Origin of the sequence: Rhodoplanes sp. Z2-YC6860, assembly GCF_001579845.1 — a bacterium.
GTDB lineage: Bacteria > Pseudomonadota > Alphaproteobacteria > Rhizobiales > Xanthobacteraceae > Z2-YC6860.
Map to the genome: position 1 here is coordinate 8,084,876 of NZ_CP007440.1, position 25,800 is coordinate 8,110,675.

Annotated in this window: 21 protein-coding genes; 6 read left to right on the plus strand and 15 right to left on the minus strand. The window is 64.6% G+C overall.

Going from position 1 to position 25,800, the window contains the following annotated elements; all coding sequences use genetic code 11:
* Positions 1-9 precede the first annotated feature (9 nt).
* Both RHPLAN_RS37560 and RHPLAN_RS37565 read right to left on the minus strand, forming a co-directional pair.
* Positions 10-807: a hypothetical protein gene (locus tag RHPLAN_RS37560; protein WP_068030002.1), complete on the minus strand. Its 798-nt coding sequence runs from the start codon at positions 805-807 to the stop codon at positions 10-12.
* Between the two features lie 152 nt (positions 808-959).
* Positions 960-2,021, minus strand: a complete 1,062-nt coding sequence (locus RHPLAN_RS37565; RefSeq protein WP_068030013.1) for an alcohol dehydrogenase — start codon at positions 2,019-2,021, stop codon at positions 960-962.
* A gap of 306 nt (positions 2,022-2,327) precedes the next feature.
* On the opposite strand from RHPLAN_RS37565, the gene RHPLAN_RS37570 reads away from it, so the two are divergent.
* A complete protein-coding gene (locus RHPLAN_RS37570; RefSeq protein WP_068030016.1) occupies positions 2,328-5,093 on the plus strand; it encodes a [protein-PII] uridylyltransferase in 2,766 nt (921 codons plus the stop codon).
* A 137-nt stretch (positions 5,094-5,230) separates the two neighbouring features.
* On the opposite strand, the gene RHPLAN_RS37575 is transcribed toward RHPLAN_RS37570, so the two are convergent.
* Positions 5,231-5,455: a hypothetical protein gene (locus RHPLAN_RS37575; RefSeq protein WP_157100731.1), complete on the minus strand. Its 225-nt coding sequence runs from the start codon at positions 5,453-5,455 to the stop codon at positions 5,231-5,233.
* 241 nt (positions 5,456-5,696) lie between these two features.
* Here RHPLAN_RS37575 and RHPLAN_RS37580 point away from each other — a divergent pair, with 241 nt between their 5' ends.
* Positions 5,697-7,859 carry a transglycosylase domain-containing protein gene (locus tag RHPLAN_RS37580; RefSeq protein ID WP_068030020.1) on the plus strand — a complete coding sequence of 721 codons (2,163 nt, stop codon included), beginning with the start codon at positions 5,697-5,699 and terminating at the stop codon, positions 7,857-7,859.
* A gap of 9 nt (positions 7,860-7,868) precedes the next feature.
* Here RHPLAN_RS37580 and RHPLAN_RS37585 read toward each other — a convergent pair whose 3' ends face one another.
* From RHPLAN_RS37585 to RHPLAN_RS37605, 5 genes are all read right to left on the minus strand, one after another.
* Positions 7,869-9,071 carry a multidrug effflux MFS transporter gene (locus tag RHPLAN_RS37585; RefSeq protein ID WP_068030022.1) on the minus strand — a complete coding sequence of 401 codons (1,203 nt, stop codon included), beginning with the start codon at positions 9,069-9,071 and terminating at the stop codon, positions 7,869-7,871.
* Between the two features lie 71 nt (positions 9,072-9,142).
* Positions 9,143-9,907 carry a M48 family metallopeptidase gene (locus tag RHPLAN_RS37590; RefSeq protein ID WP_068030025.1) on the minus strand — a complete coding sequence of 255 codons (765 nt, stop codon included), beginning with the start codon at positions 9,905-9,907 and terminating at the stop codon, positions 9,143-9,145.
* Between the two features lie 87 nt (positions 9,908-9,994).
* Entirely contained in the window at positions 9,995-11,326 is a 1,332-nt protein-coding gene (locus RHPLAN_RS37595) for a polyhydroxyalkanoate depolymerase (protein WP_068030028.1), read from the minus strand.
* Positions 11,327-11,512: 186 nt separating this feature from the next.
* Entirely contained in the window at positions 11,513-12,349 is an 837-nt protein-coding gene (locus RHPLAN_RS37600; protein WP_068030031.1) for an ABC transporter permease, read from the minus strand.
* Between the two features lie 232 nt (positions 12,350-12,581).
* Positions 12,582-13,337 (minus strand): ABC transporter ATP-binding protein, encoded by a 756-nt coding sequence (locus RHPLAN_RS37605; RefSeq protein WP_237180007.1) that lies wholly within the window; start codon positions 13,335-13,337, stop codon positions 12,582-12,584.
* A 170-nt stretch (positions 13,338-13,507) separates the two neighbouring features.
* Between RHPLAN_RS37605 and RHPLAN_RS37610 the strand changes: the two genes are divergently transcribed.
* Together RHPLAN_RS37610 and RHPLAN_RS37615 are read left to right on the plus strand one after the other, a co-directional pair.
* Positions 13,508-14,872 carry an ActS/PrrB/RegB family redox-sensitive histidine kinase gene (locus RHPLAN_RS37610; RefSeq protein ID WP_068030037.1) on the plus strand — a complete coding sequence of 455 codons (1,365 nt, stop codon included), beginning with the start codon at positions 13,508-13,510 and terminating at the stop codon, positions 14,870-14,872.
* Positions 14,873-14,927: 55 nt separating this feature from the next.
* A complete protein-coding gene (locus RHPLAN_RS37615; protein WP_084246751.1) occupies positions 14,928-15,479 on the plus strand; it encodes an ActR/PrrA/RegA family redox response regulator transcription factor in 552 nt (183 codons plus the stop codon).
* A 137-nt stretch (positions 15,480-15,616) separates the two neighbouring features.
* On the opposite strand, the gene RHPLAN_RS37620 is transcribed toward RHPLAN_RS37615, so the two are convergent.
* The 6 genes from RHPLAN_RS37620 to mtnA form a co-directional block, all read right to left on the minus strand.
* On the minus strand, positions 15,617-16,651 hold the full coding sequence (locus RHPLAN_RS37620; protein ID WP_068030043.1) for a Bug family tripartite tricarboxylate transporter substrate binding protein: 1,035 nt from the start codon (positions 16,649-16,651) through the stop codon (positions 15,617-15,619).
* Positions 16,651-17,751 (minus strand): peptidyl-alpha-hydroxyglycine alpha-amidating lyase family protein, encoded by a 1,101-nt coding sequence (locus tag RHPLAN_RS37625; protein WP_084246338.1) that lies wholly within the window; start codon positions 17,749-17,751, stop codon positions 16,651-16,653. Before RHPLAN_RS37625 ends, RHPLAN_RS37620 begins: the two co-directional genes overlap by 1 nt.
* Positions 17,752-17,953: 202 nt before the next feature.
* On the minus strand, positions 17,954-19,669 hold the full coding sequence (locus RHPLAN_RS37630; protein ID WP_198164651.1) for a methyl-accepting chemotaxis protein: 1,716 nt from the start codon (positions 19,667-19,669) through the stop codon (positions 17,954-17,956).
* Positions 19,670-19,837: 168 nt separating this feature from the next.
* On the minus strand, positions 19,838-20,326 hold the full coding sequence (locus tag RHPLAN_RS37635) for an MmcB family DNA repair protein (protein WP_068030056.1): 489 nt from the start codon (positions 20,324-20,326) through the stop codon (positions 19,838-19,840).
* Positions 20,323-21,552, minus strand: coding sequence for a glutamate carboxypeptidase (locus RHPLAN_RS37640; RefSeq protein WP_084246340.1), 1,230 nt, complete (start codon positions 21,550-21,552; stop codon positions 20,323-20,325). Before RHPLAN_RS37640 ends, RHPLAN_RS37635 begins: the two co-directional genes overlap by 4 nt.
* The gene (mtnA, locus tag RHPLAN_RS37645; RefSeq protein ID WP_068032495.1) at positions 21,552-22,652 is read right to left on the minus strand and encodes an S-methyl-5-thioribose-1-phosphate isomerase; all 1,101 of its coding nucleotides are present in this window, start codon (positions 22,650-22,652) and stop codon (positions 21,552-21,554) included. The genes RHPLAN_RS37640 and mtnA overlap by 1 nt, the downstream gene beginning before the upstream one ends.
* Before the next feature lie 194 nt (positions 22,653-22,846).
* Here mtnA and RHPLAN_RS37650 point away from each other — a divergent pair, with 194 nt between their 5' ends.
* On the plus strand, positions 22,847-23,986 hold the full coding sequence (locus RHPLAN_RS37650; RefSeq protein WP_068030059.1) for a vWA domain-containing protein: 1,140 nt from the start codon (positions 22,847-22,849) through the stop codon (positions 23,984-23,986).
* Between the two features lie 63 nt (positions 23,987-24,049).
* Positions 24,050-24,889, plus strand: a complete 840-nt coding sequence (locus RHPLAN_RS37655; RefSeq protein WP_068030061.1) for an alpha/beta hydrolase — start codon at positions 24,050-24,052, stop codon at positions 24,887-24,889.
* Positions 24,890-25,015: 126 nt separating this feature from the next.
* On the opposite strand, the gene RHPLAN_RS37660 is transcribed toward RHPLAN_RS37655, so the two are convergent.
* Positions 25,016-25,789: a sulfite exporter TauE/SafE family protein gene (locus tag RHPLAN_RS37660; RefSeq protein WP_068030063.1), complete on the minus strand. Its 774-nt coding sequence runs from the start codon at positions 25,787-25,789 to the stop codon at positions 25,016-25,018.
* Between the last annotated feature and the right edge of the window lie 11 nt (positions 25,790-25,800).

The following is a 25,800-nucleotide window of genomic DNA, read 5'->3' on the forward strand; positions in this document are numbered from 1 at the left end:
TAAAGGAGCTCAGCGCCGCAGCAACGCGCGACGGCGCAGCGCGTAGAGCGCGATGTTCCAGACCACCGACACCACGAGCGACAGCACCAGCCCGGCCCAGGTGCCGAGCGGCCCGGTCGCAAGATGCACCGTGAACAGACAGGCGCTGAAGCCGACCAGGCCCCACATGGAATTGGCGATCAGCGCCGCAGTCGCGGGTCCACCGACACGCGGCTGGAAGATCAGCATCAGGCTGGTCATCACGATCGGATAGACGGCAAGCAATCCCGTGACGAGCGGCCCGACGCGGCCGCTCAAGCCGACCACCGCAGCGACCAAGCACGCCACCATCACGGCTCGCACCAGCACGTCGTACCATTTGCGAACGATCAGCGGCATCTTGGCGTGGCGATAGCGATTGGTGATGGGGATGCAGGCGCCAAAGATCGCCAGGTTTGCGAGAGCCACCGTCGTGAAGGTCCAGGGCACCAACCGCAACAGAAACGCGACGACAAACCAGCTCGCCACCGCGCTGCCGACGCTGATCAAGGTGCCGAAACGCTGTGCCAGGACAACGAACACCAACGAGAACACCGCCGTTGCAGCGTGCGCGGCAATGCTGCCGATGGCGCTGGCCGAGATGAATGCCGAGTTGTGGTCAAGGGCAACGAAGACGTAGGCCGGCCCCGCGGCGACCGGCAAGGTCGCGACCAGCGCACCGATCGCAGGCCCGGCGCGCTCGGCGACCATCGCGGCGCCGACCACGAAACCCGCGGTGACAGCCATTTTCAGAACGAGCGCGAACCAGAACAGCAGATCGGGAGACATGCCCCAGCTTTAAAGGCACCAATGGCCGGGACAAGCCCGACCAAGATGCAAGCGCTATGATTTATGCTGATATCACACGCACCGAAGCGGAATGTCGGCCAGCGGGCCGATGGCGATGGTCTGCTACGCCACGCAGCAGCGCCCGGTGAGCTTCAGCGGGCGGCCGGCGTCAGCACGACCCGGCCGACCACTTTTCCGGCCCGCAACTCGCTCAAGACGGCGTTGACGTCGTCGAGCGGCCGGGTTGCGACCGGCACGGACGGCAAGCCCGTGCGTTTGACAAGGTCGATCAGCTCCGCGGTCTCGGTGAGGCTTCCGGTGTAGGAACCCTGAATCGTGATCGCCTTCATCGGGAACGGCGGCAGCGACAGTGTGATCTCGCCGCCGTAGAGTCCGACGAGAATGAGCTTGCCGGCCTTGCAAAGGCTGTCGAGGCCGAGCTTGGCCGTCGCGGCCGAGCCAACCAGGTCGATCACTGCCCAGGCGCCGCCGCCCGTCGCGGCAATGATCTGCTTGGCGGCGTCGGGCGCCGCGCCGTCGATCACGGCCACCGCGCCGGCCTTCTTCGCGGCATCGCGCTTCGCCGGATCGATATCGACCACCACCGCGCTGTGCCCGCCCATAGCCTTGTGCAAGGCGAGGCCCATGAGACCGAGTCCGCCGGCGCCGATGATCACCACCGGATCGGTTGTGAAGGTCGGCCCGATCTTCTTCAGCGCGCTGTAGGTCGTCACGCCCGAGCAGGCGAGCGGCGCGGCTCGCTCCGGCGGGATGTTGCCGATATCGAACAGATAGCGCGGGTGCGGCACAATCAGATGCGTGCTGTAGCCGCCATTCCTGAACACGCCGATGCTGCTGGGCTTGGTGCAAAGCTGCTCGTCGCCCCGCTTGCAGACCGGGCATTCGCCACAGCCCATCCACGGATCGACCAACCGCCAGTCGCCAATTTTCACGCCGCGTGCATCAGGACCGACGGCGACCACCTCGCCGACATTCTCGTGACCGAGCGTGACCGGCATCTTCATGCCGCGCTCCACGATGCTGAGTTTCTTGCCGCCGCCGAGATCGAAATAGCCGTCGGAGAGATGCAGATCGCTGTGGCAGACGCCCGCGGCCAGAACCTTCAGCAGAACCTCCGTCCCGGCAGGCTTGGGATCAGGCATCTCGTTGCATTGCAGCGGCTCGCCGCACTGGCAGACCTGGAAGCTGCGCATCGGAAGTCCTCCCTGTCGGGCCGGATCGGCTCGGCGTCCGGTCACGATCGCCGGAGCCTACAGAGTGAAACTCTCGATCACTACAGCGTCCGTCTGGGTTCGATGCCGGCGCGCAAATTGCTCAAATAAGCGCCATTGATCTAACCTCATTTAATATATTGATATTACATAAGAAAATCATCGGAATCGAAAGCGCGAAAGCCGCGCCTGGCTGTCCGCCCTTGGCTGAGAAGCCGAATCCGTTTCCCAAGATGCTGCGTCCCGCCGTGACAGGCGGCGTCCGCTTACGCTATGCCGGATACTGGCATGCTCACCTTGGAAAAACCGACGGCTCGCCTCGACCGGCCGTTTGAAAAGCGCGAACTCGACGCCGAACTAGCGAAGCTCGCGAAGGACCACACCGGTTCCGAGCAGGAGCTGCGGCGTGCCGTGACGCAGCGGCTGAAGACGGTGCTGGCCGAGGGCCGCGCGCACGCCGAGAAATTGCTGCTCAAGGATCGCCAGGGCGGCCGCTGCGCCGAGCGGCTCTGCGCGATGACGGACGACATCATCGCTGTGCTGTTCGAGTTCGTCGTCAAGAATCTCTATCCGTCGGAAAATCCGGCCGAAGCGGAGCGGATGGCGATCGTGGCGACCGGCGGCTACGGCCGCGGCCTCATGGCGCCGGGCTCCGACATCGATCTCCTGTTCCTGCTGCCTTACAAACAGACCGCCTGGGGTGAGTCGGTTGCCGAGGCGATTCTCTATTGTCTCTGGGACCTGGGGCTGAAGGTCGGCCACGCCACGCGCTCGGTCGACGAGTGCATCAAGCAGGCCAAAGCGGACATGACGATCCGCACCGCACTGCTCGAAGCTCGCTTCCTGCTCGGCGACAAGAAATTGTTCGACGAACTTGCAACGCGTTTCGACAAGCAGGTGGTGCAAGGCACCGGGCCTGAGTTTGTCGCCGCCAAGCTCGCCGAACGCGAGGAGCGCCACCGCCGCGGCGGCCAGTCGCGCTATCTGGTCGAGCCCAACGTCAAGGACGGCAAGGGCGGCCTGCGCGATCTACACACGTTGTTCTGGATCGCGAAATACGTCTACCGCGTCCAGGACGTCGGCGAGCTGGTCGATCGCGGCGTGTTCGACGCCGAGGAGCTGCGGGTGTTCCGCCGCTGCGAGGATTTCCTCTGGTCGGTCCGCTGCAACATGCATTTCGTCGCCGGCCGCGCCGAGGAGCGGCTGTCATTCGACATCCAGCGCGAGATCGCGGTGCGGCTCGGTTACACCGAGCACCCAGGCATGAAGGATGTCGAGCGCTTCATGAAGCACTACTTCCTGGTCGCCAAGGACGTCGGCGATCTCACGGCGATCTTGTGCACCACGCTGGAAGATCGCCAGACGAAGCCCGCGCCGGTGCTGAGCCGGATGATGGCGCGGTTCCGGCCGCATGGGCGGAGAGCTCTCCCCGACAGCGAGGATTTCTTCGACGACAACAACCGCCTCACCATCGCAGGGCCGGAGGTTTTCGCGCGCGATCCGCTCAATCTGCTCCGGATGTTCTGGCTCGCACAGAAGCACAATCTGGTGCTGCATCCGGACGCCATGCGGGCGGCCACCAAGTCGCTGCGGCTGATCGATCACAAGCTGCGGCAGGATCCCGAAGCCAACCGGTTGTTCCTGGAAATTCTCACGTCGCACGACGCGGAGATCATCCTGCGCCGGATGAACGAAACCGGCGTGCTCGGCCGCTTCGTTCGCGCCTTCGGCCGCATCGTCGCGATGATGCAGTTCAACATGTACCACCACTATACGGTGGACGAGCACCTGCTCCGATGCATCGGGATCCTCGCCGAGATCGAGCGCGGCAGCGAGGAATTCCCGCTGGCCAGCGACCTGATGAAGAAGATCGTGCCGGAGCACCGCACGCTGCTCTATGTGGCGCTGTTCCTGCACGACATCGCCAAAGGCCGCATCGAGGACCATTCGATCGCCGGCGCGCGCATCGCCCGCGTGTTCTGCCCGCGGATCGGGCTGTCGCCCGCCGACACCGAGACGGTGGCGTGGCTGGTCGAGCAGCACCTGACGATGTCGACGGTGGCGCAATCGCGCGACCTGTCGGACAGAAAGACCATCGAGAATTTTGCCGCGGTGGTGCAATCGCTGGAGCGCATGAAGCTGCTCACCATCCTGACCACCGTCGATATCCGTGCGGTCGGCCCCGGCGTATGGAACGGCTGGAAAGCGCAGCTCCTGCGCACGCTTTACTATGAGACCGAGCCCGTCCTGACCGGCGGTTTCTCCGAGGTTAACCGCGCCCAGCGCGTCGCCATGGCGCAGAACGAACTCCGCGCCGAGCTCAAGGACTGGCCGGCCGAACGGATGGACGCTTATCTGGCCCGGCACTATCCGGCCTACTGGCTGAAGGTCGATCTACCGCATCGCGTCGAGCACGCGCGCTTCGTCCACGAGGCCGAAAGCGCCAACAAATCGACGGCGACGAGCTTCACGCTCGAATCCGGGCGTGGCGCGACCGAGATCACGGTGCTGGCGCCCGATCATCCGTGGCTGTTGTCGACGCTCGCCGGTGCCTGCGCCGCGACGGGCGCCAACATCGTCGACGCGCAGATTTTCACCACCACCGACGGCCGCGTGCTCGACACCATCGCGGTGTCCCGCGAGTTCGAGCAGGACGAGGACGAACAGCGGCGCGCCGCACGCATCGGCGAAACCATCGAGAAGGCCCTGAGCGGCACGCTGAAGTTGCCCGAGGTGGTGGCGCGGCGCTCCGCAAGCAAGGGCCGGTTCAAGGCCTTCGCGGTCGAGCCCGAGGTGACCATCAACAACCAATGGTCCAACCGCTACACCGTGATCGAGGTGACGGGCCTCGACCGGCCCGGACTGCTTTACGAGCTCACTGCGACGCTCTCGAAGCTGAGCCTCAACATCACCTCGGCGCACGTCGCGACGTTCGGCGAGCGCGTCGTCGACGTGTTCTATGTCACCGATCTGCTCGGCGCGAAGATCGCCTCGCCGACCCGGGAGATGGCGATCAAGCGCTCGCTGATGCAATTGCTCGCACCGCCGGCATAACCATCCCGCCAAAGAAAAATGGAGCCGACGTTTGTGTGCCGAAGCACCGAACGCCGACTCCATTTGATTTGTCGTGCAGCTTTCTCTTACACCAGCGCTCAGGCTTGTTCGGGAGAAGGCGTGTACGACGAGAAGAGTTAGGCTTTCTTCTTCTTGCCCTTCTTCTTCTTCATCGCGACGTGCTTCTTCGCCTTCGCGGCCGGCTTCGACGTCGCCTCGTACGGGTTGGTCGCCGCCTTCATGAAGTTTTCGGTGTTCTGCTGGGCCGCGGCCGCCGGATCCTTCTTGGCAGCGGCTTGAGTGGTCGTGGTCGCGAACGTAGCAGCCAGCATGACTGCTGCGAGTAGTGCAGCTTTACGCATGAGATTCCCCAGGCTTGTGTGTTTCACCGGATCCCCCGGTACGCGGGTATGATGCACAAAAAAGCCATGTTTGGATATAGCGCCGGGGCAACACTCAACAGTGCTGCAGTGCCCGCAAATCCAGTCACTGCCTGGGGTTACGGGCCGTCGGCCAAATGCGCTTAACCGCACCTTAAAGCGCCCGCCGTAACGTGCGGGTGCGCTCCGTGGGACGGGGCCGCGGGGACGGTTCGGGACCAAAATGGGTGCGCCCAAGGGCAAAGAACGACGGGAGCCCGTCTTTAACGCGGCCCCCTCGGTCGAGCTCGACGCCGATGACACGGCGCCGCGCCGCAACAAATCCGCGTCCTCCGACAAGCCGGCGCCCCGCCCCAAAGCCAAGCCAAAGTCAAAGCGCAAGCGCGCCTCAAGTAGCGGCAGCGGAGGCGGCGGCCGAAGCTGGGGGGCCCTGATCGGACGGGCCGCCTATTGGGGCGCGGTCGGTGGCCTCTGGATGGTGATTGCCGCCATTGGCGTGACCATCTGGATCGGAGCCCACCTGCCGCCGATCCAATCGCTGGAAATCCCCAAGCGCCCGCCGACCATCAAGATCGTCGACGCCACCGGGCAGGTGCTTGCCACCCGCGGCAACATGGGCGGCGGCGTGGTGCCGCTGAAGGACCTTCCACGGTACGTGCCGCAGGCCTTCATCGCCATCGAAGATCGCCGGTTCTATTCGCACTACGGCGTCGACCCGATCGGCATCATCCGCGCTCTCGCCGCTAACGTGCTGCGCCGTGGCGTGTCGCAAGGCGGCTCGACCATCACGCAGCAACTCGCCAAGAACCTGTTCCTGACCCAGGACCGCACCCTCACCCGCAAGGTGCAGGAGGTCGGCCTCGCGCTCTGGCTCGAACACAAGTTCAGCAAGGCGCAGATCCTCGACATGTACTTGAACCGCGTCTATTTCGGCGCCGGCGCTTATGGCGTCGAGGCCGCCGCGGCGCGCTATTTCAACAAGCCGGCGCAGAAGCTCACCGTCGCCGAGGCTGCGATGCTCGCAGGCCTCGTGCGCTCGCCGTCGCGCCTTGCGCCGAGCCGCAACCCGAATGGCGCCGAGAAGCGCGCCCAGCTCGTGCTCGCCGCCATGGTGGACATGAAGTTCATCAACGACGATGCCGCGAAGGTTGCGCTGATCGAGCCGGCCCATGCGGAGCGGCCGCCGGGCGCGGGCTCGCTCGGCTATGCGGCCGACTGGATCATGGATGTGCTCGACGACGTGGTCGGCCGCGTCGATCAGGACATCGTGGTCGAGGCCACGATTGATCCGGCGATGCAGACCGCAGCCGAGACCGCGCTGGTCGACGAGCTCAACAAGAATGGCGTCAAGGCCGGCGTCGGCCAGGGCGCGATCGTGGCGATGACGCCCGATGGCGCCGTGCGGGCGCTGGTCGGCGGCCGAAACTACGCCGAGAGCCAGTTCAACCGCGCTGTGGCGGCCAAGCGCCAGCCGGGTTCGTCATTCAAGCCGTTCGTCTATCTCACCGCGCTCGAACGCGGGCTGACGCCGGACACGGTGCGCGAGGACAAGCCGATCGCGATCAAGGGCTGGCACCCGGAGAACTACACGCACCAATACTTCGGCCCGGTCACGCTGACCAAGGCGCTGTCGATGTCGCTCAACACCGTGTCGGTGCGGCTGACGATGGAATTCGGTCCGACCGCAGTGGTGCGCACTGCGCACCGGCTCGGCATCGCCTCCAAACTCGAGCCCAACGCCTCGATCGCGCTCGGCACGTCGGAAGTCTCAGTGCTCGAAATGGTCGGCGCCTATGCGCCCCTCGCCAACGGCGGCATGGCGGTCTCGCCCCACGTGATCAGGCGGGTGCGCACGGCAGGCGGCAAGCTGCTCTATGACCGCAAGCCCGACCGCCTCGGCCGGATCATCGAGCCGCGCATCGTTTCGATGATGAACTCAATGCTGCAGGAGACATTGCTCACCGGCACCGCGCACAAAGCGGAATTGCCTGGCTGGCCGGCTGCCGGCAAGACCGGCACGTCGCAGGAATTCCGCGACGCCTGGTTCATCGGCTACACCGGCCACCTCGTCGCGGGCGTCTGGCTCGGCAACGACGATTCATCGCCGACCAAGAAGACCACCGGCGGCGGGCTGCCGGTCGAGATCTGGAGCCGCTTCATGCGGAGCGCGCATCAGGGCGTGCCGGTCGCGGCTCTGCCAGGAGTCTCCTCGGGCGGCTTCATGACCGCAGGCTTCACGCCGCCGTGGAATGCGCAGCCGCCAGCGCCGCTGTCCGACGCCGAAGCGCAAGTTCGGCCGCAAACGCAGGCGCAAGCCCAAGTCCGCCCGGAAGCCGACAGCGGACTCGACGGCTGGCTGATCGACCGGCTGATGGGCCGGCGCTGATCGGCGCGATCAATGCGCGGGCGTGCCGTGGCGCCGGACGTCACGGCTGAGCCACCACAACACGAACGAAAGCACGCCGACGATCAACAACGCGATCGCGGGCGGCCAGGCGGATACGCCTAGCGCACGCCCGATCACGGCGCCGACCGCCGCAGACGAGGTCAGCGTGACGAAGCCGAGCAGCGACGAGGCCGCGCCGGCACGATCCGGAAATGGCAACAGCGCACCGGCCTGCGACTGCGGTAGACTGAAGCCCATGCCGAACAGATAGATGCAGACCGCGGCCACAAGCCATTCCGAACGCGACGGCGCAACGACAAGCACCAGAGCAAGGATCAAACCACCCGAAGCCATGGCGGCACAGCCCACACCCATCAGCCGCCCGCTTCCCCAGCGCGCGACCAGACGGGCCGCGCAGGTCGTGCCAACGAGATAGCCCCCCGAAGCCAGCGCGAAGCTGATGCCGAACGCGAACGCCGAGTAGCCGTATAGATCCTGCAGCACAAAAGCCGCGCTGGAGATCCACGCGAACAGTCCGCACAGGCAGCACGCCGCGATCCCCATATGGATGACGAAGATCGGCTCGCCGAGGAAGCGCCGGTAGGACCGCAGGATCGAGACGACCGACACCGGCTCCGGTGCGCGGCGACGCACCGTCTCCGGCAGCAGAAGCCAGACCATGGCCCAGGCGACAGTTCCGAAGCAGATCAGGGCGATGAAGTTCGAACGCCAGCCGAATACGGTCTGCAGCACTCCGCCGATCATCGGCGCAAGCAAAGGCGCCAGCGCCATGATCGCGGCCATGCGCGACAGCTCGCGTCCGATGCGCGTGCCCTCGAACATGTCGCGGACCACGGCGCGGGCCAGCACTGAAGCACCCGAGCCGCCGACCGCCTGAACGAAACGCGCAGCGATCAACGTCTCGATGGAGAACGACAGCGCGCAGGCAAGCGTGGCGACAAGATAAATGCCAAGTGTCGCCAGCAGGACCGGCCGCCTGCCGTGGCGATCCGACAACGGACCATGAAACACCTGCGCGCAGGCGAACCCGATCAGATAGACCGAAATGGTGAGCTGCACCTGCGCCGGCGGCGCGTCGAGCGCGTGCCCGATCGCCGGCAACGAGGCAAGATACATGTCCATGGACAGCGGCCCGAGGCCGGTCAGCATGGCAAGCAGCAGGGTGAGAGCGAAGGAACCGGGTTGAAGCATTTGAGGATTTCAGTAGCACGGTGGCGCGCCATGGCCATCACCGAGGCGGACCGGCTGTCATGCTTGCAAGTTCAGCAAGCCTCGACCGGCAAGCCGTAGCGATGCAAGTCGCTGCCATGAACGTCGAGCCAGGTTTTGGCGCGGTCGGAATCGGCGCAGACGCGCTTCACAAGCCGCCAGAACCGGGCCGAGTGGTTCATCTCCAGAAGATGCGCCACCTCATGCACCGCCAGGTAATTCAGCACGAACGGCGGCGCCAGAATGAGCCGCCAGGAATAAGACAGCACGCCCGTCGTGGAGCATGAGCCCCACCGGCTCGACTGATCGCGCACCGAAATCCGCCTGATCGCCACGCCGAGTTCATCGGCGGCGCGCCGGCTCGCCGCGTCGAGATCGCGGGCGGCCTCGCGCCGCAGATAATCGCCGACACGACGTTCGATATGCGGCGCATCGCCCGCGACGCAAAGCAACGGCATGCCGTGGCTCGGCGTTTCGGTCCACACCGTGCCGCGCACGCCGGACCGATGCGCGATGCGGTGCTCGACGCCGCGCAGCGGCACGATGGTGCCGTCGGCGAACGGCACGGCCTGTGGCAGGCGATGCATGCGCGCCGCGATCCAACCGCCGTGCTTCTGGGCAAATTCCTTGGCCTCACGCAGGCTGCCGCGCGGCGGCATGGTCAGAATCACCTCTCGCGTGGCGGCCTGGATGCGCAGCGTGTAGCGCCGTGCCTGGCGGTGGCGGCGCACGCGCACCGCAAAGCTCGCCTGGTCGAACTCGACCTCGAAGGTCTGCGGTTCGCTCGGGCGGCGGTAGAACAGGGCACGCAGCGGCATCGGCGGAACCACCCCGAATCCAAGGGGGCAGAATAGCAGATTACCCCGCGGGAACGCGATATCTCGCTGAAAAACCTAGCTAAAGCCTTAGCTTACGAGCTTCACCGCGACCGGCCGTCGGGCCGCCTGGGGCCGCTCCAGGCTCATGATGAAGTCGGCGATGCGGGGCGCCACCTCGGCGCGGAAGCGCGAGCCGTTGAACACGCCATAATGGCCGACACCGGGCTGCATGTAGTGCCGTTTCTTGTCGGCCGGCAGGTTGGTGCAGAGTTCGTGCGCCGCCTCGGTCTGGCCGAGGCCGGAGATGTCGTCGTGCTCGCCTTCGACGGTGAGCAGGCCGACATTGCGGATCGCCCCGGGATCGACCAGCCGTCCGCGATGGGTCATCTCGCCTTTCGGCAGGCAGTGCCTGATGAAGCCGTTGTCCACGGTTTGCAGATAGAACTCCGCAGTGAGGTCCATGACGGCGAGATACTCGTCATAGAACTCGCGATGCTTCTGCGCCGAGTCGCCGTCGCCCTTCACGAGATGCATGAACAGATTGCGATGCGCATCGAGATGGCGATCGAGGTTCATGCTGACGAAGCCGTTGAGCTGCAGGAAGCCCGGATAGACGTCACGCATCACACCGGGATGCGGGAACGGCACCTTGGTGATGACGTTCCTGCGGAACCAGTCGATGCCCCGTTCCATGGCGAGCTTGTTCACGGCCGTGGAATTGACGCGCGTGTCGATCGGACCGCCCATCAGCGTGATCGAGCGCGGCGCATAGGGATCGTTGTCGGCCTCCATCAGCGCCGTCGCCGCGAACACCGGGACGGACGGCTGACACACCGCAACCACGTGCGTGTCGCCACCGAGGAAATGCAGCATGCTGATGACGTAATCGATGTAATCGTCGAGGTCGAAGCGGCCTTCCGAGACCGGTACCATGCGGGCGTCGACCCAATCGGTGATGTAGACATCGTGATTGGTGAGGAACGTTTCGACCGTGCCGCGCAGCAATGTCGCGTAGTGTCCCGACATCGGCGCAACGATCAGAAGCTTGGGTTGCGGCCGCCGTGGCATGTGGCAGAACATGCGCTCGAAATGCAGGAGCCGGCAGAACGGCCGCTCCCACGGCGTCGAGATATGAATCGGGGCACGCTCGCCGCCGACCATCACCGAATCGATGCGCCATTCCGGCTTGCCATAGCGCCGCGTCGAACGCTCGAACAACTCGGCGCCGGCCGCAAGGCTTTTGCCGAAGGTCGTATGCGATAATGGATTGAGCGGGTTCTTGAAGTAGAGCCGGGTTACATCGGCAAACGCGCGTGCCGGCTGGAGCGCCGCATGGCCCGATTCGTACAGCCAGTACAGGCCGCTCGACAGCATCGGACCGCCATATTCTGGCGCCCCGCCAAATTCACCGATAGCCATGCCTTCAAGTCCCCGGCCTTCACGCTGCGACGCAGCATAGTGACGAATGGATGACATGGTCAACATATATGACGTGTCTTGGCGAAGGATTAGAGCGCGCAAAAAGCTTGTTTTTCCTGAGTTTTTTCGCTGCCAACCTGGGAACAGGCTTAACGGCGGTCAAAAAAAGAATGTCCTCGGCGGGAACTAGTCGCCGCCTTGCAGCAGCGTGCCCTCTCGGCGCGCGCTCCGCAGCAGCACCATGAACACCGCCACCCCAATGGCAAAGATCACGGCATTCAACGCGAAGGATTGCAGCATCAGATCGGCGCGGAACACGTGGTCGATCAAGAGCGCCCGCATGCCCTCGAACACGTAAGTCGGCGGCAGCACCCAGGCCACGGTCTGAAGCCACGACGGCAGCACGGACACCGGGTAGTACACGCAGGTGAACGGCAGCATCAGGAACATGAAGCCCCAGGCCATGTTCTCGGCGCCAAGCCCGTGACGGAGTAAAATGCCCGACACGATGATGCCGATCGCCCAGCTGGTCAGCAGCAGGTTCATGAAGAACACCGCGAGCGCGAGCCCCATCGCCCACAGATTGAAATCGAACCACCAGATGGCGAGCAGCGACACCGGCACCATGCCGATCGACAGCCGAATGACGCTTTGAACCATCAGCGCCAGCACGAACTCGATCGGCCGCAGCGGGCTCATCATCAGGTTGCCCATGTTGCGGGCGTACATCTCTTCGAGAAACGAAATCGAGAAGCCGAGCTGGCCGCGAAACAAAACGTCCCACAGCATCACGGCGCCGACGAAGGTGGTTGCAGCCCGCATGAAGGGCGAACCGGCATTCTGCGAGATGTAGAGCTGCAGAAAGCCCCACATCAGCATCTGCACCGCGGGCCAGTACATCAGATCGAGAAGCCGCGGCCACGACGAGCTGAGCAGATACCAATGCCGCAGCACCATTGCGAACACACGGCGCGGCGAAACCGCGACATATTTCGGTGTTCGCGTTGGAGATTGAAGCGACATCACGCGGCCTCTCTTCACCCTCCCCTGGAGGGGGAGGGTCGACCGCCGTAGCCATAAGCGCGTTTGCGCGCGTCTTCGACGCGCTGTGGCGAAGGCGGTCGGGGTGGGGTGAACTTTTTTGCGAAGAAAATCACCCCACCCCGACGCCTCGCTGACGCGAGGCGCCGCCCCTCCCCCTCCAGGGGAGGGTGAGCGGAGCAAACAGCACCGGCGGTACTCATAAGCCGTAGCTTCATTGCGCGGCCTCCCGCGCTTCGCCGGTGCCGCGCGCGATATCGAGAAACACCTCTTCGAGATTGCTGCGGCCGTAGCGCGCGATCAATCCCGACGGCGTGTCGTCGTCCTCGATCCTGCCGCGCTTGAGCATGATGACGCGATCACACAGACGCTCGACCTCGCTCATGTTATGCGAGGCAAGCAGGATCGTTGTGCCGCGCTCGCGGCGATAATGCTCCAGCCGGCCGCGAATCCAGTCCGCCGTATCGGGATCAAGCGAGGCGGTCGGCTCGTCGAGCAGAAGAATCTCGGGCTGATTGATCAACGATTTTGCCAGCGCCACGCGGGTCTTCTGTCCTGACGACAGCTTGCCTGTCGGCCGGTCGAGAAAATCACCCATGTCGAATTCTTCCGACAAGGTGCGGATGCGGCCCGCGATATCCTCGCAGCCATAAAGCATGCCGAACACATTGAGGTTCTGCCGCACCGTGAGCCGCATCGGCATGTTGACGTAGGGGCTCTCGAAATTCATGCGATGCAGCACGCGGTGCCGCTCCCGCGGCATGTCGGCGCCGAGCACAGTGACGCGTCCCGAGGTCGGTTCCACGAGACCCATGATGGTCGAGATGGTGGTGGTCTTGCCGGCGCCGTTGCCGCCGAGCAGCGCGGCGCAGGTGCCCGCCTCGATCGCGAACGAAATGCCGTCAACCGCACTTACGGTCTTGTAGCGCTTGACCAGGCGATCGATGGTGATGGGCAATTGTCCTGACACTTGTCCCGGCACTCGTCTTGGTACTCGGCTTGGTACTCGGCTTGGCACTTGTCTCGGCACTTGTCTTGGCACAAGTGACCCGCCAGATGTGACGCGGCGTGCGGTCCCGCGCAAGTCCCGAAGCTGCAATGCCTTCACCATGCGGCGGATGGCAACATTGAGAACCGCCCATGCTGCACTACAATACAGTCATGCTTTACGACGCCGCCGAACAGATCCATCTCCCGCAGCGACGTAACGTGCGTCTCGACACATTGCTTCGTCTGCGATGGCTCGCGGTGATCGGCCAGACCACCGCGGTGCTGGTGGTCGTCTACGTCGCCGAATTCCCGCTGCCGGTCTGGGCCTGCATGGCGGTAATCGCGCTATCGGCTTGGCTCAACGTGGCGCTGCGCGTGCGCTTCAGCCTCACGCAGCGGCTTGAGCCAACGCGGGCCGCATGGCTTCTGGCTTTCGACATCGCCGAGCTTGCGGTGCTGTTGTTCCTGACCGGCGGACTGCAGAATCCGTTCGCGTTCCTGTTTCTGGCGCCGGTGCTTTTGTCGGCGACCGCGCTCCCACCACGGATCACCGTGATACTCGGCATTTTTGCCGTGATCTGCGCCACCATCCTGGTGTTCGCGCACTATCCGCTGCCGTGGGATCCGGACGATCCGCTGGAGCTTCCCTGGATCTATCTGCTCGGCGTGTGGTTCTCGATTCTGCTCTGCATCGGCTTCATCGGCGTCTATGCCTGGCAGATCACCGAGGAAGGCCGGCAGATCGCGGAGGCGCTGGCGGCGACCGAGCTGGTGCTTGCGCGCGAGCAGCATCTGTCGCAGCTCGACGGGCTGGCCGCCGCCGCCGCGCACGAGCTCGGCACGCCGCTCGCGACCATCTCGGTGGTCACCCGCGAGCTCGAACGCGCGCTTGAGTCGGGTTCACCTCACACCGACGACGTGAAGCTTCTGCGCGAGCAGGCGCAGCGCTGCCGCGACATTCTCGGCAAGCTCACCGAATTGCCCACCGGCGCACCGTTCGACCGCACGCCGCTGTCGGCGCTGATCGAAGAGGTCGTGGCGCCGCATCGCAATTTCGGCATCGACATCAACGTGTCGCTGGCAGAGCGATCCGGGGCGCCGATGGGCGCCCGCAACCCGGCCGTGCTCTACGGCCTCGGCAACATCCTGGAAAACGCCGTCGACTACGCTCAGGCCCGCGTCGAGGTGGCGGCCGATTGGAGTGACGACGACGTCGCCGTCACCATCAGCGACGATGGCCCGGGCTTTGCGCCGGAGATCCTGGACCGGATCGGCGAGCCTTACGTCAAATCGAGCAAACGGCGCCGGATGAATGCCGGCGGCGAACCGACCGGGCTGGGTTTGGGCTTTTTTATCGCGAAGACCCTGCTGGAACGCTCTGGCGCCACAGTCGAATTCGAAAACCGTCCCTACCCCGACCGCGGTGCGGTCGTCCGGGTCCGCTGGCTCCGGGACGAGTTTGAGCGGCCTTTGGACGCTCCCTCCGCATCGTCCCTGGGGCTTGCCGCCACTTGAGGTCCATCCCCATGTTACCTAAGCTGAGCGAGACATGAGCATGACCATGACCGAAATGTCGTCGCCGCCCGTGGTTATCGCCACCGAGCGGACCCTGCTGATCGTGGAGGACGACAAGTCCTTCCTGCAACGATTGGCGCGGGCCATGGAGGCCCGCGGCTTTGAGGTACGGACCGCTGAATCGGTCGGCGAAGGCCTGCAGCAGGTCGAGGCATCCGCCCCGGCGTTTGCCGTGGTCGATATGCGACTCGGCGACGGCAACGGGCTCGACGTCGTTTCGGCGCTCAAGCAACGGCGGCCGGAGGCTCGCGCCATTGTGCTCACCGGCTACGGCAACATCGCCACCGCGGTGAACGCCGTGAAGATGGGCGCAGTCGATTATCTCTCGAAGCCGGCCGACGCCGACGACGTGGTCAACGCACTGCTCGCGATCGAAGGCCGCAAGGCCGAGCCGCCGGAGCATCCGATGTCGGCCGACCGCGTGCGCTGGGAGCACATCCAGCGCATCTACGAGCTGTGCGGCCGCAATGTTTCGGAAACCGCACGGCGGCTCAACATGCATCGCCGCACCTTACAGCGCATCCTGGCCAAACGCGCGCCGCGCTAACGAATGCCTTCATGCGTCTCCGTCATTCCGGGGCGCGAGCGTAGCTCGCGAACCCGGAATCCAGATAAGCAAAGACTGCCGATGTAATTGGATTTCCGGATCGCGCCTTCAGCGCGTCCGGAATGACTGCGGCATCGTCACTTGATGAGATTGCTGACGCGTTCGACGATCGGTTTTGGCGTCGCGTAGATTTTGGCAATCAGCTCGGCCAGGCCTGCGCCATCGACCGGCTCGAGATCGAGCTTGCTGCGCCGGACATCCTCAGCGAACTCCGGGTCCTTCATCGTCGCCGCAAAGGCGTCGCGCAGCATTTTCAAGCGCTCCGGCGGCAGGCCTGGAGGCGCCACGAACGGCCGGCCGATATCCTGTCCGGCGTAGAGAAATTCCAGGAGCTGCTTCTCTTCGCCGGTGCGCGCCAGGTTCAGAACATTCGGCACGCCTTTCAACTCCGGGCGGGAGTCGGCGCCGGCCTGCAGCAGCACGTTGACGACCTTGTTCGCAATCCAGTCGGGCTTCCTCTGATTGATGCTGTCGAGGCTCTCGCAGATTCCTTCAACCTCGCCGCGCTCCATGGCCAGGAACACGTCGGCCGACGAACGGAATCCGGACACGAGCTTGAACTTGTAGCCAAGCAGGTCGTTCAGCACTTTGGGATAGGACCGCGTGCCGGTGCCCGGCCCAGTGTCGCCCAGGATCAGCTCTTTGTCGCGCAGATCGTTGGCGTTTTTCACCTTCGCCGAGCTGTTGGCGATGCAGGCATTGTGCTCACGCGTGGGACTGCCGAGCCACGACATCTTCGTCGGATCGAAGCGCGCGCCGGGCGCGTTGCTGAGCGGCCCCAACGCGGCATCGCGGGCGATGATGCCGAACATTGTGCCATCCTTGGGCGCCGCACCGTAAAGGTGGCTTGCCGCCACATAGGAGCCTGCGCCCGGCATGTTCTGCGGCACCACCGTGGGCTTGCCCGGCAGATGCTTGGCGATGTGGCGTGCGACGGTGCGGCCCCACAGGTCGTAGCCGCCGCCAGTGCCGAAGCCGATGATCAGCGTCACGGTCTTGCCGGCGAGCAGGTCGGCCGGTTGAGCCCAGGCCGATTGTAACGGGGCCGGTGCCGCGGCAAATGCCGCGGCCAGCGCCCCCGCCAGCAAGCTGACGCTTCGGGTGTTCCGCATCACCGGTTCGCCGTCCTTTCGGGGTGCAGGATCAGCTTCTGCACCCGCCAGTTCAGGATTTCGGCGACGAACAGCGTGTTCTCCGACGGGCACGCGATTTCGTGGATCCAGCCGAACTGCTTGAGCTGCTTGCCCGATGAACCGAGCACGCCCAGCACCTTGCCGTCGAGCGACAGCTTGTAGATGCGGCCCGGATAGGAGTCCGCGCTGTACAGCACCTGATTCGGCGGCGGCGTGATGCAGATCGCCCACGGCGCGCCCGGCGCAAAGCTGCCGCCGGTCTGCAGATAATTGGTCAGGTTCGGCTTGTCGCCGATCGCGGGCCGGGCGTTCTCGTCGAACGGCACGTTGATCTTGATCTCGCGCTGGTAGTTGCCGTCGCCGTCGAACACCTGGATGCGGCGGTTGTTGCGGTCAGCGACATAGACGTTGCCTTTGACGTCGGTCGCGATGCTGTGCACCAGATTGAACTCACCGGGGCCCTTGCCCTTCTGGCCCCAGGATTTGATCCAATCGCCCTCCTTGCTGATCTTGGCGACGCGGGAGTTCACATAGCCGTCCGAGATGTAAATCGTGCCATCCGGTCCCCAGGCCACGTCGGTCGGCTGGCGGAAACGGCCGTCCTGATGCGGCAAGGGCTTTTCGAGATTGCGCTCGTGAGGCTTGGCCTCGGTGTCGGAGGCCTCCGACTTCCTGCCGAACACCATCATCACGCGCCCTTGCGGGTTGAACTTAATGATCATGTCCGAGCCCTTGTCGGTGGCCCAGATGTTATCGTCCTTGTCGATCCGCACCGTGTGGGCGAAGGCCCAGGCATAGAGGTTCTTGCCGATCTCTCGCACGAACTTGCCGTTGGGATTGAACTCGAGCAGCTGCGATGCGGTGTTGCCGTAAGCCGGCCCCGCGCTTGAGCCGCCGCGCGCATAGACGAAGATGTGTCCCTTGGAATTGACCGCGACGCCTGCCGCCTCACCGAGGTGCATGTCGTCCGGCAGCTTCAGAAGATTGGGCACCGAGTCATACGCAATCGTCGGCACAGAATCCTGCGCCAGCGCCACGTTGGCGGCGAGCGAAATGAGCGCAGCAAGCACCAGCCTCATCGACGACCTCCCAGCATTTTTATGGTTCGACAGAACGTAACGCCGCGGGAGTATAGGCAAGCGCGGAAGGGCTGTCGCTGCCTTTACCTCGCTGTCATTCCGGACGCCGCGTAGCGGCGATCCGGAATCCAGATAAGCAAAGAATCCCGATGTTCTGGATTCCGGGTTCGCGCCTTTCGGCGCGCCCCGGAATGACGCCGCGCTACGCCGCGCGGACGGTGCCGAGGAACTTGTCGACCTCGAGCTTCAGCTTGCCGCCTTCCTGGGCCAGGAGATGCGCGGATGCAAACACCCGTTCGGCCGCAGTGCCGCTCTCGCTCGCGGCGCGGTTGACGTTGCCGAGATTGGTGACGACGTGCTCGGTGCTGCGCGCCGCGCTCTCCACACCGTCCGCAATCTGCGACGTCGTGGCGCCCTGCTGCTCGATCGCCGCCGCTATCGAAGTCGCGATGTCCGAGATGCGGCCGATGGTCGAACCGATCTCCTTGATGGCGGCAAACGAATCCGCGGTCGCGGTTTGCATCTCGGCGATCTGGACCGTGACCTCCTCGGTTGCCTTGGCGGTCTGCGTCGCCAAGGTCTTGACCTCGGCTGCAACCACCGCGAAGCCGCGGCCGGCCTCGCCGGCGCGCGCCGCCTCGATGGTGGCGTTCAGCGCCAACAGGTTGGTCTGTTCGGCAATGTCAGTGATCAGCTTGACGACGTTGCCGACGCGGGTCGCGGCATCCGATAGCGCCGTGATGCGGGCATCGGTCTTCTCGGCCTGACGCACCGCGTCGCCGGCGATCTGGCTCGACTCACGCACCTTGCGGCTGATGTCCGACACCGAATTGGCCAGATCGCCTGCCGCGTTGGCGGCCGAGTTGACGTTGCTGGAGGCGTCGCCCGAGGCACGCGCGACGACATCGGCGAACTCCTTGGTCGAATCGGCGATGCCCTTCATGGTGCTGGCCGCAGCCTCGAGGCCCTTCGATTCCAGCGACACGAAGTTCACGATATTGCCGATGGCGGCCTCGAAGCTGTCGGCGAGACGTCGCATCGAACTGCGCCGCTCTTCAGCCGCGGCCCGACGTTGCCCGGCCTCTTGCTCCGCCTGCTGCTTGGCGCGCTCGATGGCGCGGACCTTGAATTGCTCGACGGCATTCGCCATCGCACCGACCTCGTCCTTGCGGTTCAGGCCCGGCAGCGTCACGTCGAAGCTGCCGCTGGCGAGGCCCTCCATCGCGATGACGAGCTTGCGCAACGGCCGCGTCACACCGCGAACCGCCCAGTAGGTCAGCGCCGAAAGTAGAATGCCGGCAATGATGGCGCAGAGCACGATCAAGTTGCTGACTCGTTCGCCATGGGCGATCTGCGGATCGATCACAGTCGCGATTTCGAGGACACCGCGGACATCGCCGAGTTTCCAGTCCCGCTTCGGGGAGTTGGGATCAGAGTTGTGACAGTTGACGCAGGACTGCGCCGACATGGTGTCGGCCACGCCGGTGCGCACCACGTGCCGGCCGTTGAGAACGACTTCGCGGGAGAAAACCTCCTTCGGATTCGCCACGAGGAAATCCCAGGCCTCGTTCTGGAAATCGTCGAGCTTGCGATCCTTGCGGCCGGGAAATGGATATCTGCTGTAGAGCGACATCGATGTGTCTCTCGACGCCAGCAAGGCGCTGAGATCGTGCATCAGCGTCGCGGGGATCGGTATGACGCCCTCGTGGCCGCGATGATCGTGCGATGCCTTCACGGCGCCGGTCTGCAGCACCTTGTTGACGACGTTCTCGGAATAGTAGCCGCGGATGATCTTGAACTGCGCCGCGACCTGCTCGTTGGACAGGAAGGCGTCGTGCACCGCCGCGCTTTCCATCAGCCGCGGCATGGTCGCCCAGATCGCACCGACCACGATGATGAGCGTGATCGGGACCGGCAAGATGATTCGCCAGGCGAGACTGTTCCAGCCTTTGAACAGGCCACTGTTGTGAAGCGGCGGTTGGGATTCGGATTGAGCTGTCGGCATGGGCGCTCGCGTCCGTTCCCTGACATAGGCTGGACGGCCGGAAATCTTTCAGATTTTAGTAAGAGAACCGTTAATCCGGAACTAGAGTTCGCCCTGATAGACCCCCGCCGGATCGGCCAGCGCTTGCAGGCGGAGCGCCGCAGCCCGCGCAATGCTCAACGTCATGCTTTTTCTCGTCGCGGCATGCAGCCGATGCTCGGGAGCCTCGCATACGATCTGGGCGCCGAAAACATCGGCCACGATCAACCCGGTGTCTTGCGGAAAGATTTCGCACGGCACCTCGACCGTGGTGGCGAAAAACAGCCGGTCGCAATGCAGCCGGTAGTCCATCCACTTCTGGTCGGCGCGAAAATCGGCAACCGACGATTTGATCTCGACGATCCAGATTTCGCCGTCGCGGCCGAGTGCAACGAGATCGGCGCGCCGGCCCGAGGCGAGCGGCAGTTCGCTCACCACGTAATAGCCGTGAGCATGCAGAAGCCGCGCGGTGCCGCGCGCGATCTTCAGCGCCGTCTCGGACTGACGGCCGTCGACGGGAACTTCGGCAAATTTTCCGAGCGGCACGTTCATGGCTTGCGGCCGAGCTCCATCACCATCCGGGTCAACAGATAGAGCCGCGGCACCATGCTGTCGACCACGGCATACTCCCGGTCGGTATGGGGGTTGGCGCCGATCATGCTGAGCCCATCGAGCGTCGGCTTGAACACGCCGGCCGCGAGACTTGAATCCGCGGCGCCACCCGAGCCGCCAAGGGCCAAGGTCTTGCCGAGCTCGCCATAAATGCGCTGCGCCATCGTGGCGAGCGCGTCGATCTGGGCGTTCTGCGGCATCACCGGAAAGGTCCGCGTCAACGTTGCCTTCACTTCGGTGTCGGCGATCAGCTTGTTCTTGATCGTCGCGGCAAGATCGTGCTCGACCCTGTCGAATTCTTCGGAGACCACGGCCCGCACGTCGGCGTCGGCCTCGGCATAGTCCGGGATCACATTCTTGCGGTCGCCACCCTTCACCACCGTGAAGTTGACGGTGGTGCCTTTGGTTTCATCCGCAAGCTTGCTGAGCTGCAGCACTTGATGCGCAAGTTCCATCACCGCGTTGCGTCCGAGCTCCGGCGACGCACCCGCGTGCGAAGCACGGCCCTTGACCTCGACCTTGATGGTGCCCGAGCCCTTGCGCCAGATCGTGATGCCGTCTCCGGCGCGGCCGCCCTCGAGGTTGAGGGTGACGTCGTGCTCTTTCGCGAGCCTCTCGATCAACGTTCGCGAACCGCGCGAGCCGGTTTCCTCGTTGGTGTTGAGCAGCAGCGTGACGCGCGCATAGTCCTTGAAGTTCAGCTCCTTGAGAATCTTCAGTGTCGTAAGACCGATCACGACGCCGGCCTTGTCGTCCGACACGCCCGGCCCATAGGCGCGGCCGCCCTCGATGCGAAATGGACGCTTGGCCACCGAGCCCTTGGCGAACACCGTGTCCATGTGCGCCATCAGCAGGATCTTGCCCTGACCAGTGCCGGTGAACGTCGCGACGATGTTGTCCCCCGCCAGGGCGTGCTCGTTCGGCACCAGATCGACCGAAGCGCCAAGTTTCTTCAGCTCTTCAGCCGCAATCGCGCCGACCGCGTTGATGCCTTGGGCGTCGCCGGTGCCAGAATCGATGCTGACAAGCTGCTCCCAGAACTTGATCGCATCGGGCTTGAGTTTCTCGGCGCTGTCGAGGATCGGCTTGACCTGTTCGTCAGCGAACGCCGGAGTCGAGAGGAGCCACGCCGCAAACCCCAGCGCCGCCAGCTTGCCGAACCGCATCAGTTCTCTCCTGCCCGCTCCGGAAATGCCGCCCGCAAGCCTTCGCGCGAGGCCTTCAACACACCGCGCTCGGTGATCAGTCCTGTGACGAGCCGCGCCGGTGTCACGTCGAATGCATAGTTCGCGACCGGCGAGCCATCCGGCACCACTTGCACGGTCTCGATCCGGCCGTCGGCGGTGCGGCCGGTCATGGTCGACTGCTCCTCGCCGCCGCGCTGCTCGATGGGAATCTCGGCGATGCCGTCGGTCACCGTGAAGTCGATGGTCGGCGACGGCAGCGCCACATAGAACGGCACGCCGTTGTCTTTGGCGGCCAGCGCTTTCAGATAAGTGCCGATCTTGTTGCAGACGTCGCCCTGCGCAGTGACGCGGTCGGTGCCGACGATCGCGAGATCGACCATGCCATGCTGCATCAAGTGACCGCCGGTGTTGTCGGCGATCACGGTGTGCTTCACGCCATGATGGCCAAGCTCCCAGGCGGTGAGCGAGGCACCTTGATTGCGCGGCCGGGTCTCGTCGACCCAAACGTGGATCGGAATGCCGCTGTCGTGGGCCGCGTAGATCGGCGCGGTCGCGGTGCCGTAGTCCACAGTGGCAAGCCAGCCGGCGTTGCAATGGGTCAGCACATTGACCGGTTGGCCGCTCTTGCGCGCCGCGATCGCGTCGATCAGCTTCAGTCCGTGCCGGCCCATGGCCTGGCAGATCGCCACGTCCTCGTCGGCAATCTCTGCCGCGCGGCGATAGGCGGTCGCGACGCGTGCCCCGCGCGGCTGGTTGCGCACCGCCGCCGCCATCTCGTCGAGCGCCCATTTCAGGTTGATCGCGGTCGGCCGCGTCGCATGCAGCACCGCGTAGGCCTTCTCGATGTGCTCGTCGGAGGCATCCGCGCGCAACGCAAGGCACATGCCGTAAGCCGCGGCGGCACCGATCAACGGAGCGCCGCGCACCTGCATCGACTTGATGGCATGCGCGGCCTCGGCGAGCGTGGTCAGCCGCAGCGTCGCGTAGCGATGTGGCAGCATCGTCTGGTCGATGATACCGACCGACCAGCCATCGGATTCGAGCCAGATCGTGCGGGTGTGCGTGCCATTGACCTTCATGTCGCAGTGATAGCCCTGCGCCGCAATTGGAACAACATCGGCCCAGCAATTCTGCAGCGCCTGTCCGGGCATTCATCTCCAAGGCGCAATCCGCCCCCATCCAGCCGGTGACCGGCCGCAATCCGGACCACGGCGCGTCGCGAACGGCAGGAATCCTTTCCGCCGTCGGAAGGCCACCCCGGAGGGAAACGTCCATGCTGTCTCATATCGCGCGGGCGCTCGCGCCCGCATCCTTTGCTGCCGCACTGACATTCACAGCCGCCTTCGCCGATCCGGCCGAGCCGGACATCAAGCGTCTCGGCAAGCCCGTGGTCGAAGTCGCCTTCGTGCTCGACACCACCGGCTCGATGGGCCCGCTGATCGAAGGCGCCAAGCGCAAGATCTGGTCGATCGCGACCGCCATCGTCGACGAAAATCCCGCCGCCGAAATCCGCATGGGCCTCGTCGCCTATCGCGACATCGGCGACGAATACGTCACCAAGACGTTCAACCTCACCACCGACATCCAGGACCTCTACGCCAATCTCCTGGAGCTCAAGGCCCATGGCGGCGGTGACTGGCCGGAAAGCGTCAACGAGGCGCTGGAGATCGGCGTCACCAAGCTGAATTGGACGCAGGGCTCGGAAATCTGCCGGATCATGTTCCTGGTGGGCGATGCACCGCCGCACATGGACTACAAGCAGGACTCCAAATACCCCGAGGTGGTCCGCATGGCGCGCGAGCGCGGCATTGTCGTCAACGCCGTGCAGGCCGGCGGCGCCCGCGATACCGAACGCGTTTGGCGCGAGATCGCGCAGCGCGGCGACGGCCGCTTCATCCCGATCCCACAGGACGGCGGCCAGATTCTCGTGATCGAGACGCCGTGGGACACCGAGATCATCGAACTGCAGGGCCGGATCAACGGCACGGTGATCCCATATGGACCGCGCGCGCAGCGCTCGAGCATCGAACAGAAAACCAGCCAGCTTGCCGCAGCGCCGCGTTCGGTCGCCTCCGAGATGGCCGGCTATCTCAACAAGAGCGGCGGGCGCATGAACGAAGCCGTGACCGGCCGCGGCGATCTCGTCGCCGACGTGGCTTCGGGCCGCCAGAAGCTCGACAGCGTCAAGGACGACGATTTGCCGGACAACCTCCGCGCCTTGAAGCCCGAGCAACGCCGGGCCGCGATCGACAAGAACGCCACCGAACGCAAGACGCTCAACGACCGCATGGCCGCGCTCGTCAAGAAGCGCGATGCCTATGTGATGGAGCAGCGCAAGAACGCGCCGGCCAAGCCCGCGGATTCGTTCGACCGCGCGGTGGCCGAAACGCTGAAGGCGCAGCTCAAGCGGTAAACTTGCCTCGCACGCAGCGATGCCTCAATCTCCCGCCGACAGTGCTGTCGGCGGGAGCGTTTCATGACAAACAACTACGAGGCTGAGTACAACAACCGCGCGCTGGTGCCCGAACATCCGCAAATTTTCGAGCGCTGGGTGCGCGAAGGCGCCGCCTATCGGGACGAAGCCGCGAAGGAAGGCCGCGCCGAGATCGGCCTGAAATACGGCCCCTCGCCGCGCCAGACCATCGATATCTTCAAGCCGAGCGGCGGCGGCAAAGCCCCACTCGTGCTCTTCATCCACGGCGGCTATTGGCGGTCGCTGGAGCCGTCAAGCTTCAGCCAGGTGGCGCGCGGCATGAACGCCCACGGCGTCGCCGTCGCGGTGTCGGGCTACGATCTGGTGCCGCAGGTCAACATCGGCCAGATCATCGAGCAGACCCAGGCCGCGTGCCTACATCTATGGAAGAAGCTCGGCCAGCGCATCATGGTGAGCGGCCATTCGGCCGGCGGGCACCTGGCGGCCTGCATGATGGCGACGGACTGGAAGAAGCTCGACGCAAGTGCGCCGGCCGATTTGACGACCGTCGGCTATGCGATCTCAGGCCTCTACGATCTCGAAGTGCTGACGCATCTGTCGGGCAACGCCGAGTTCAAGCTGGATGCGGCGAGTGCCAAACGCATCTCGCCGCTGTTCTGGCCCGTCGGCGCCGGCCGCGTGCTCGACGCCGTGGTCGGCGGCGATGAGTCGTCGGAATTCCTGCGTCACAGCAAGGCCATCGCCGATGCCTGGCGCGCCAAAGGCGTCGAGACCCGCTACGAGGCGATCCCGGGCAAGAATCATTTCTCCGTCTGCGATCCGATGAACGATGCGAACAGCGCCATGACTAAGCGGATGGTGGAGTTGGCGAAGCGCCTCTGACGCCGCGGTCATTCCGGGGCGCTCGCGAAAGCGAGCGAACCCGGAATCCAGAACATCGGGACTGCCTACTTAACTGGATTCCGGGTTCGCGGGCTTCGCCCGCGCCCCGGAATGACGGCTGGCCGTTCAGAACCAATATTTCCAGGCAAAAATCGCGGTCAGCAGCGCGCCGACGAAGATCACCAGCACGCGCATGAACTGCTGCGGGACGCGGCGCGACAGATGCGCGCCGCAGAAGCCGCCGGCGAGACAACCCAGCATCATCGACAGGGTTTGCGGCCAACTCACCGCACCGTGGATGATGAACCAGACTGACGCCGCGACCGTGTTAAGGCTCGACACCAGGTTCTTCGCGACATTGGCGCGCCGGTAATCGCCTTCGGTCGCTATCGTCAGCACACCCAGCAGCAAGGTGCCGGCGCCCGCGCCGAAATAGCCGCCATAGATCGAGATCGGCAGAACCAGCGGCACGCTGGTGACGCTGATTTTCCACTCCGCCTCACCTCGCGCTTTGGCGCGGGCGCGCATCCATTGCGTGATCTGGCGTGCAAAGCCGAACAGGATGGTGGCGAGCCCGAGCAGCACCGGAATGAGCTGTTCGAACATCCGCGTCGGCGTCGCGAGCAGCAGCACCGCACCGATGACCGCACCGCTCAGCGACGCGGCGATGAGCCCGACAAAGGCACGATTGAACGGCGGAAGATTGCCGCGGTCGGTCATCGCCGCGAGAAAATTTCCGCCGCTGACCGCAACGAGATTCGACGCGGTGGCGATGACCGGCGGCAGCCCCACCGCGAGCATCACCGGAAACGTGATGACCGACGCGCCGCCGACGAGAGCGGCCATCATGCCGCCCCCGACACCCGTGGCGAGCAGAACAAGAAACGTATGAAGGTCCACGCGCTAGCTGA

Coding starts and splice junctions, on each gene's coding strand:
- RHPLAN_RS37610 (WP_068030037.1), top strand. CDS start 13,508: ATGCTGCACTACAATACAGTCATGCTTTACGACGCCGCCGAACAGATC.
- RHPLAN_RS37590 (WP_068030025.1), bottom strand. CDS start 9,907: ATGCCGCTGCGTGCCCTGTTCTACCGCCGCCCGAGCGAACCGCAGACC.
- RHPLAN_RS37625 (WP_084246338.1), bottom strand. CDS start 17,751: ATGAGGCTGGTGCTTGCTGCGCTCATTTCGCTCGCCGCCAACGTGGCG.
- RHPLAN_RS37565 (WP_068030013.1), bottom strand. CDS start 2,021: ATGCGCAGCTTCCAGGTCTGCCAGTGCGGCGAGCCGCTGCAATGCAAC.
- RHPLAN_RS37575 (WP_157100731.1), bottom strand. CDS start 5,455: ATGCGTAAAGCTGCACTACTCGCAGCAGTCATGCTGGCTGCTACGTTC.
- RHPLAN_RS37560 (WP_068030002.1), bottom strand. CDS start 807: ATGTCTCCCGATCTGCTGTTCTGGTTCGCGCTCGTTCTGAAAATGGCT.
- RHPLAN_RS37585 (WP_068030022.1), bottom strand. CDS start 9,071: ATGCTTCAACCCGGTTCCTTCGCTCTCACCCTGCTGCTTGCCATGCTG.
- RHPLAN_RS37650 (WP_068030059.1), top strand. CDS start 22,847: ATGCTGTCTCATATCGCGCGGGCGCTCGCGCCCGCATCCTTTGCTGCC.
- RHPLAN_RS37580 (WP_068030020.1), top strand. CDS start 5,697: ATGGGTGCGCCCAAGGGCAAAGAACGACGGGAGCCCGTCTTTAACGCG.
- RHPLAN_RS37600 (WP_068030031.1), bottom strand. CDS start 12,349: ATGTCGCTTCAATCTCCAACGCGAACACCGAAATATGTCGCGGTTTCG.
- RHPLAN_RS37620 (WP_068030043.1), bottom strand. CDS start 16,651: ATGCGGAACACCCGAAGCGTCAGCTTGCTGGCGGGGGCGCTGGCCGCG.
- RHPLAN_RS37570 (WP_068030016.1), top strand. CDS start 2,328: ATGCTCACCTTGGAAAAACCGACGGCTCGCCTCGACCGGCCGTTTGAA.
- mtnA (WP_068032495.1), bottom strand. CDS start 22,652: ATGAAGGTCAATGGCACGCACACCCGCACGATCTGGCTCGAATCCGAT.
- RHPLAN_RS37595 (WP_068030028.1), bottom strand. CDS start 11,326: ATGGCTATCGGTGAATTTGGCGGGGCGCCAGAATATGGCGGTCCGATG.
- RHPLAN_RS37655 (WP_068030061.1), top strand. CDS start 24,050: ATGACAAACAACTACGAGGCTGAGTACAACAACCGCGCGCTGGTGCCC.
- RHPLAN_RS37635 (WP_068030056.1), bottom strand. CDS start 20,326: ATGAACGTGCCGCTCGGAAAATTTGCCGAAGTTCCCGTCGACGGCCGT.
- RHPLAN_RS37640 (WP_084246340.1), bottom strand. CDS start 21,552: ATGCGGTTCGGCAAGCTGGCGGCGCTGGGGTTTGCGGCGTGGCTCCTC.
- RHPLAN_RS37615 (WP_084246751.1), top strand. CDS start 14,928: ATGTCGTCGCCGCCCGTGGTTATCGCCACCGAGCGGACCCTGCTGATC.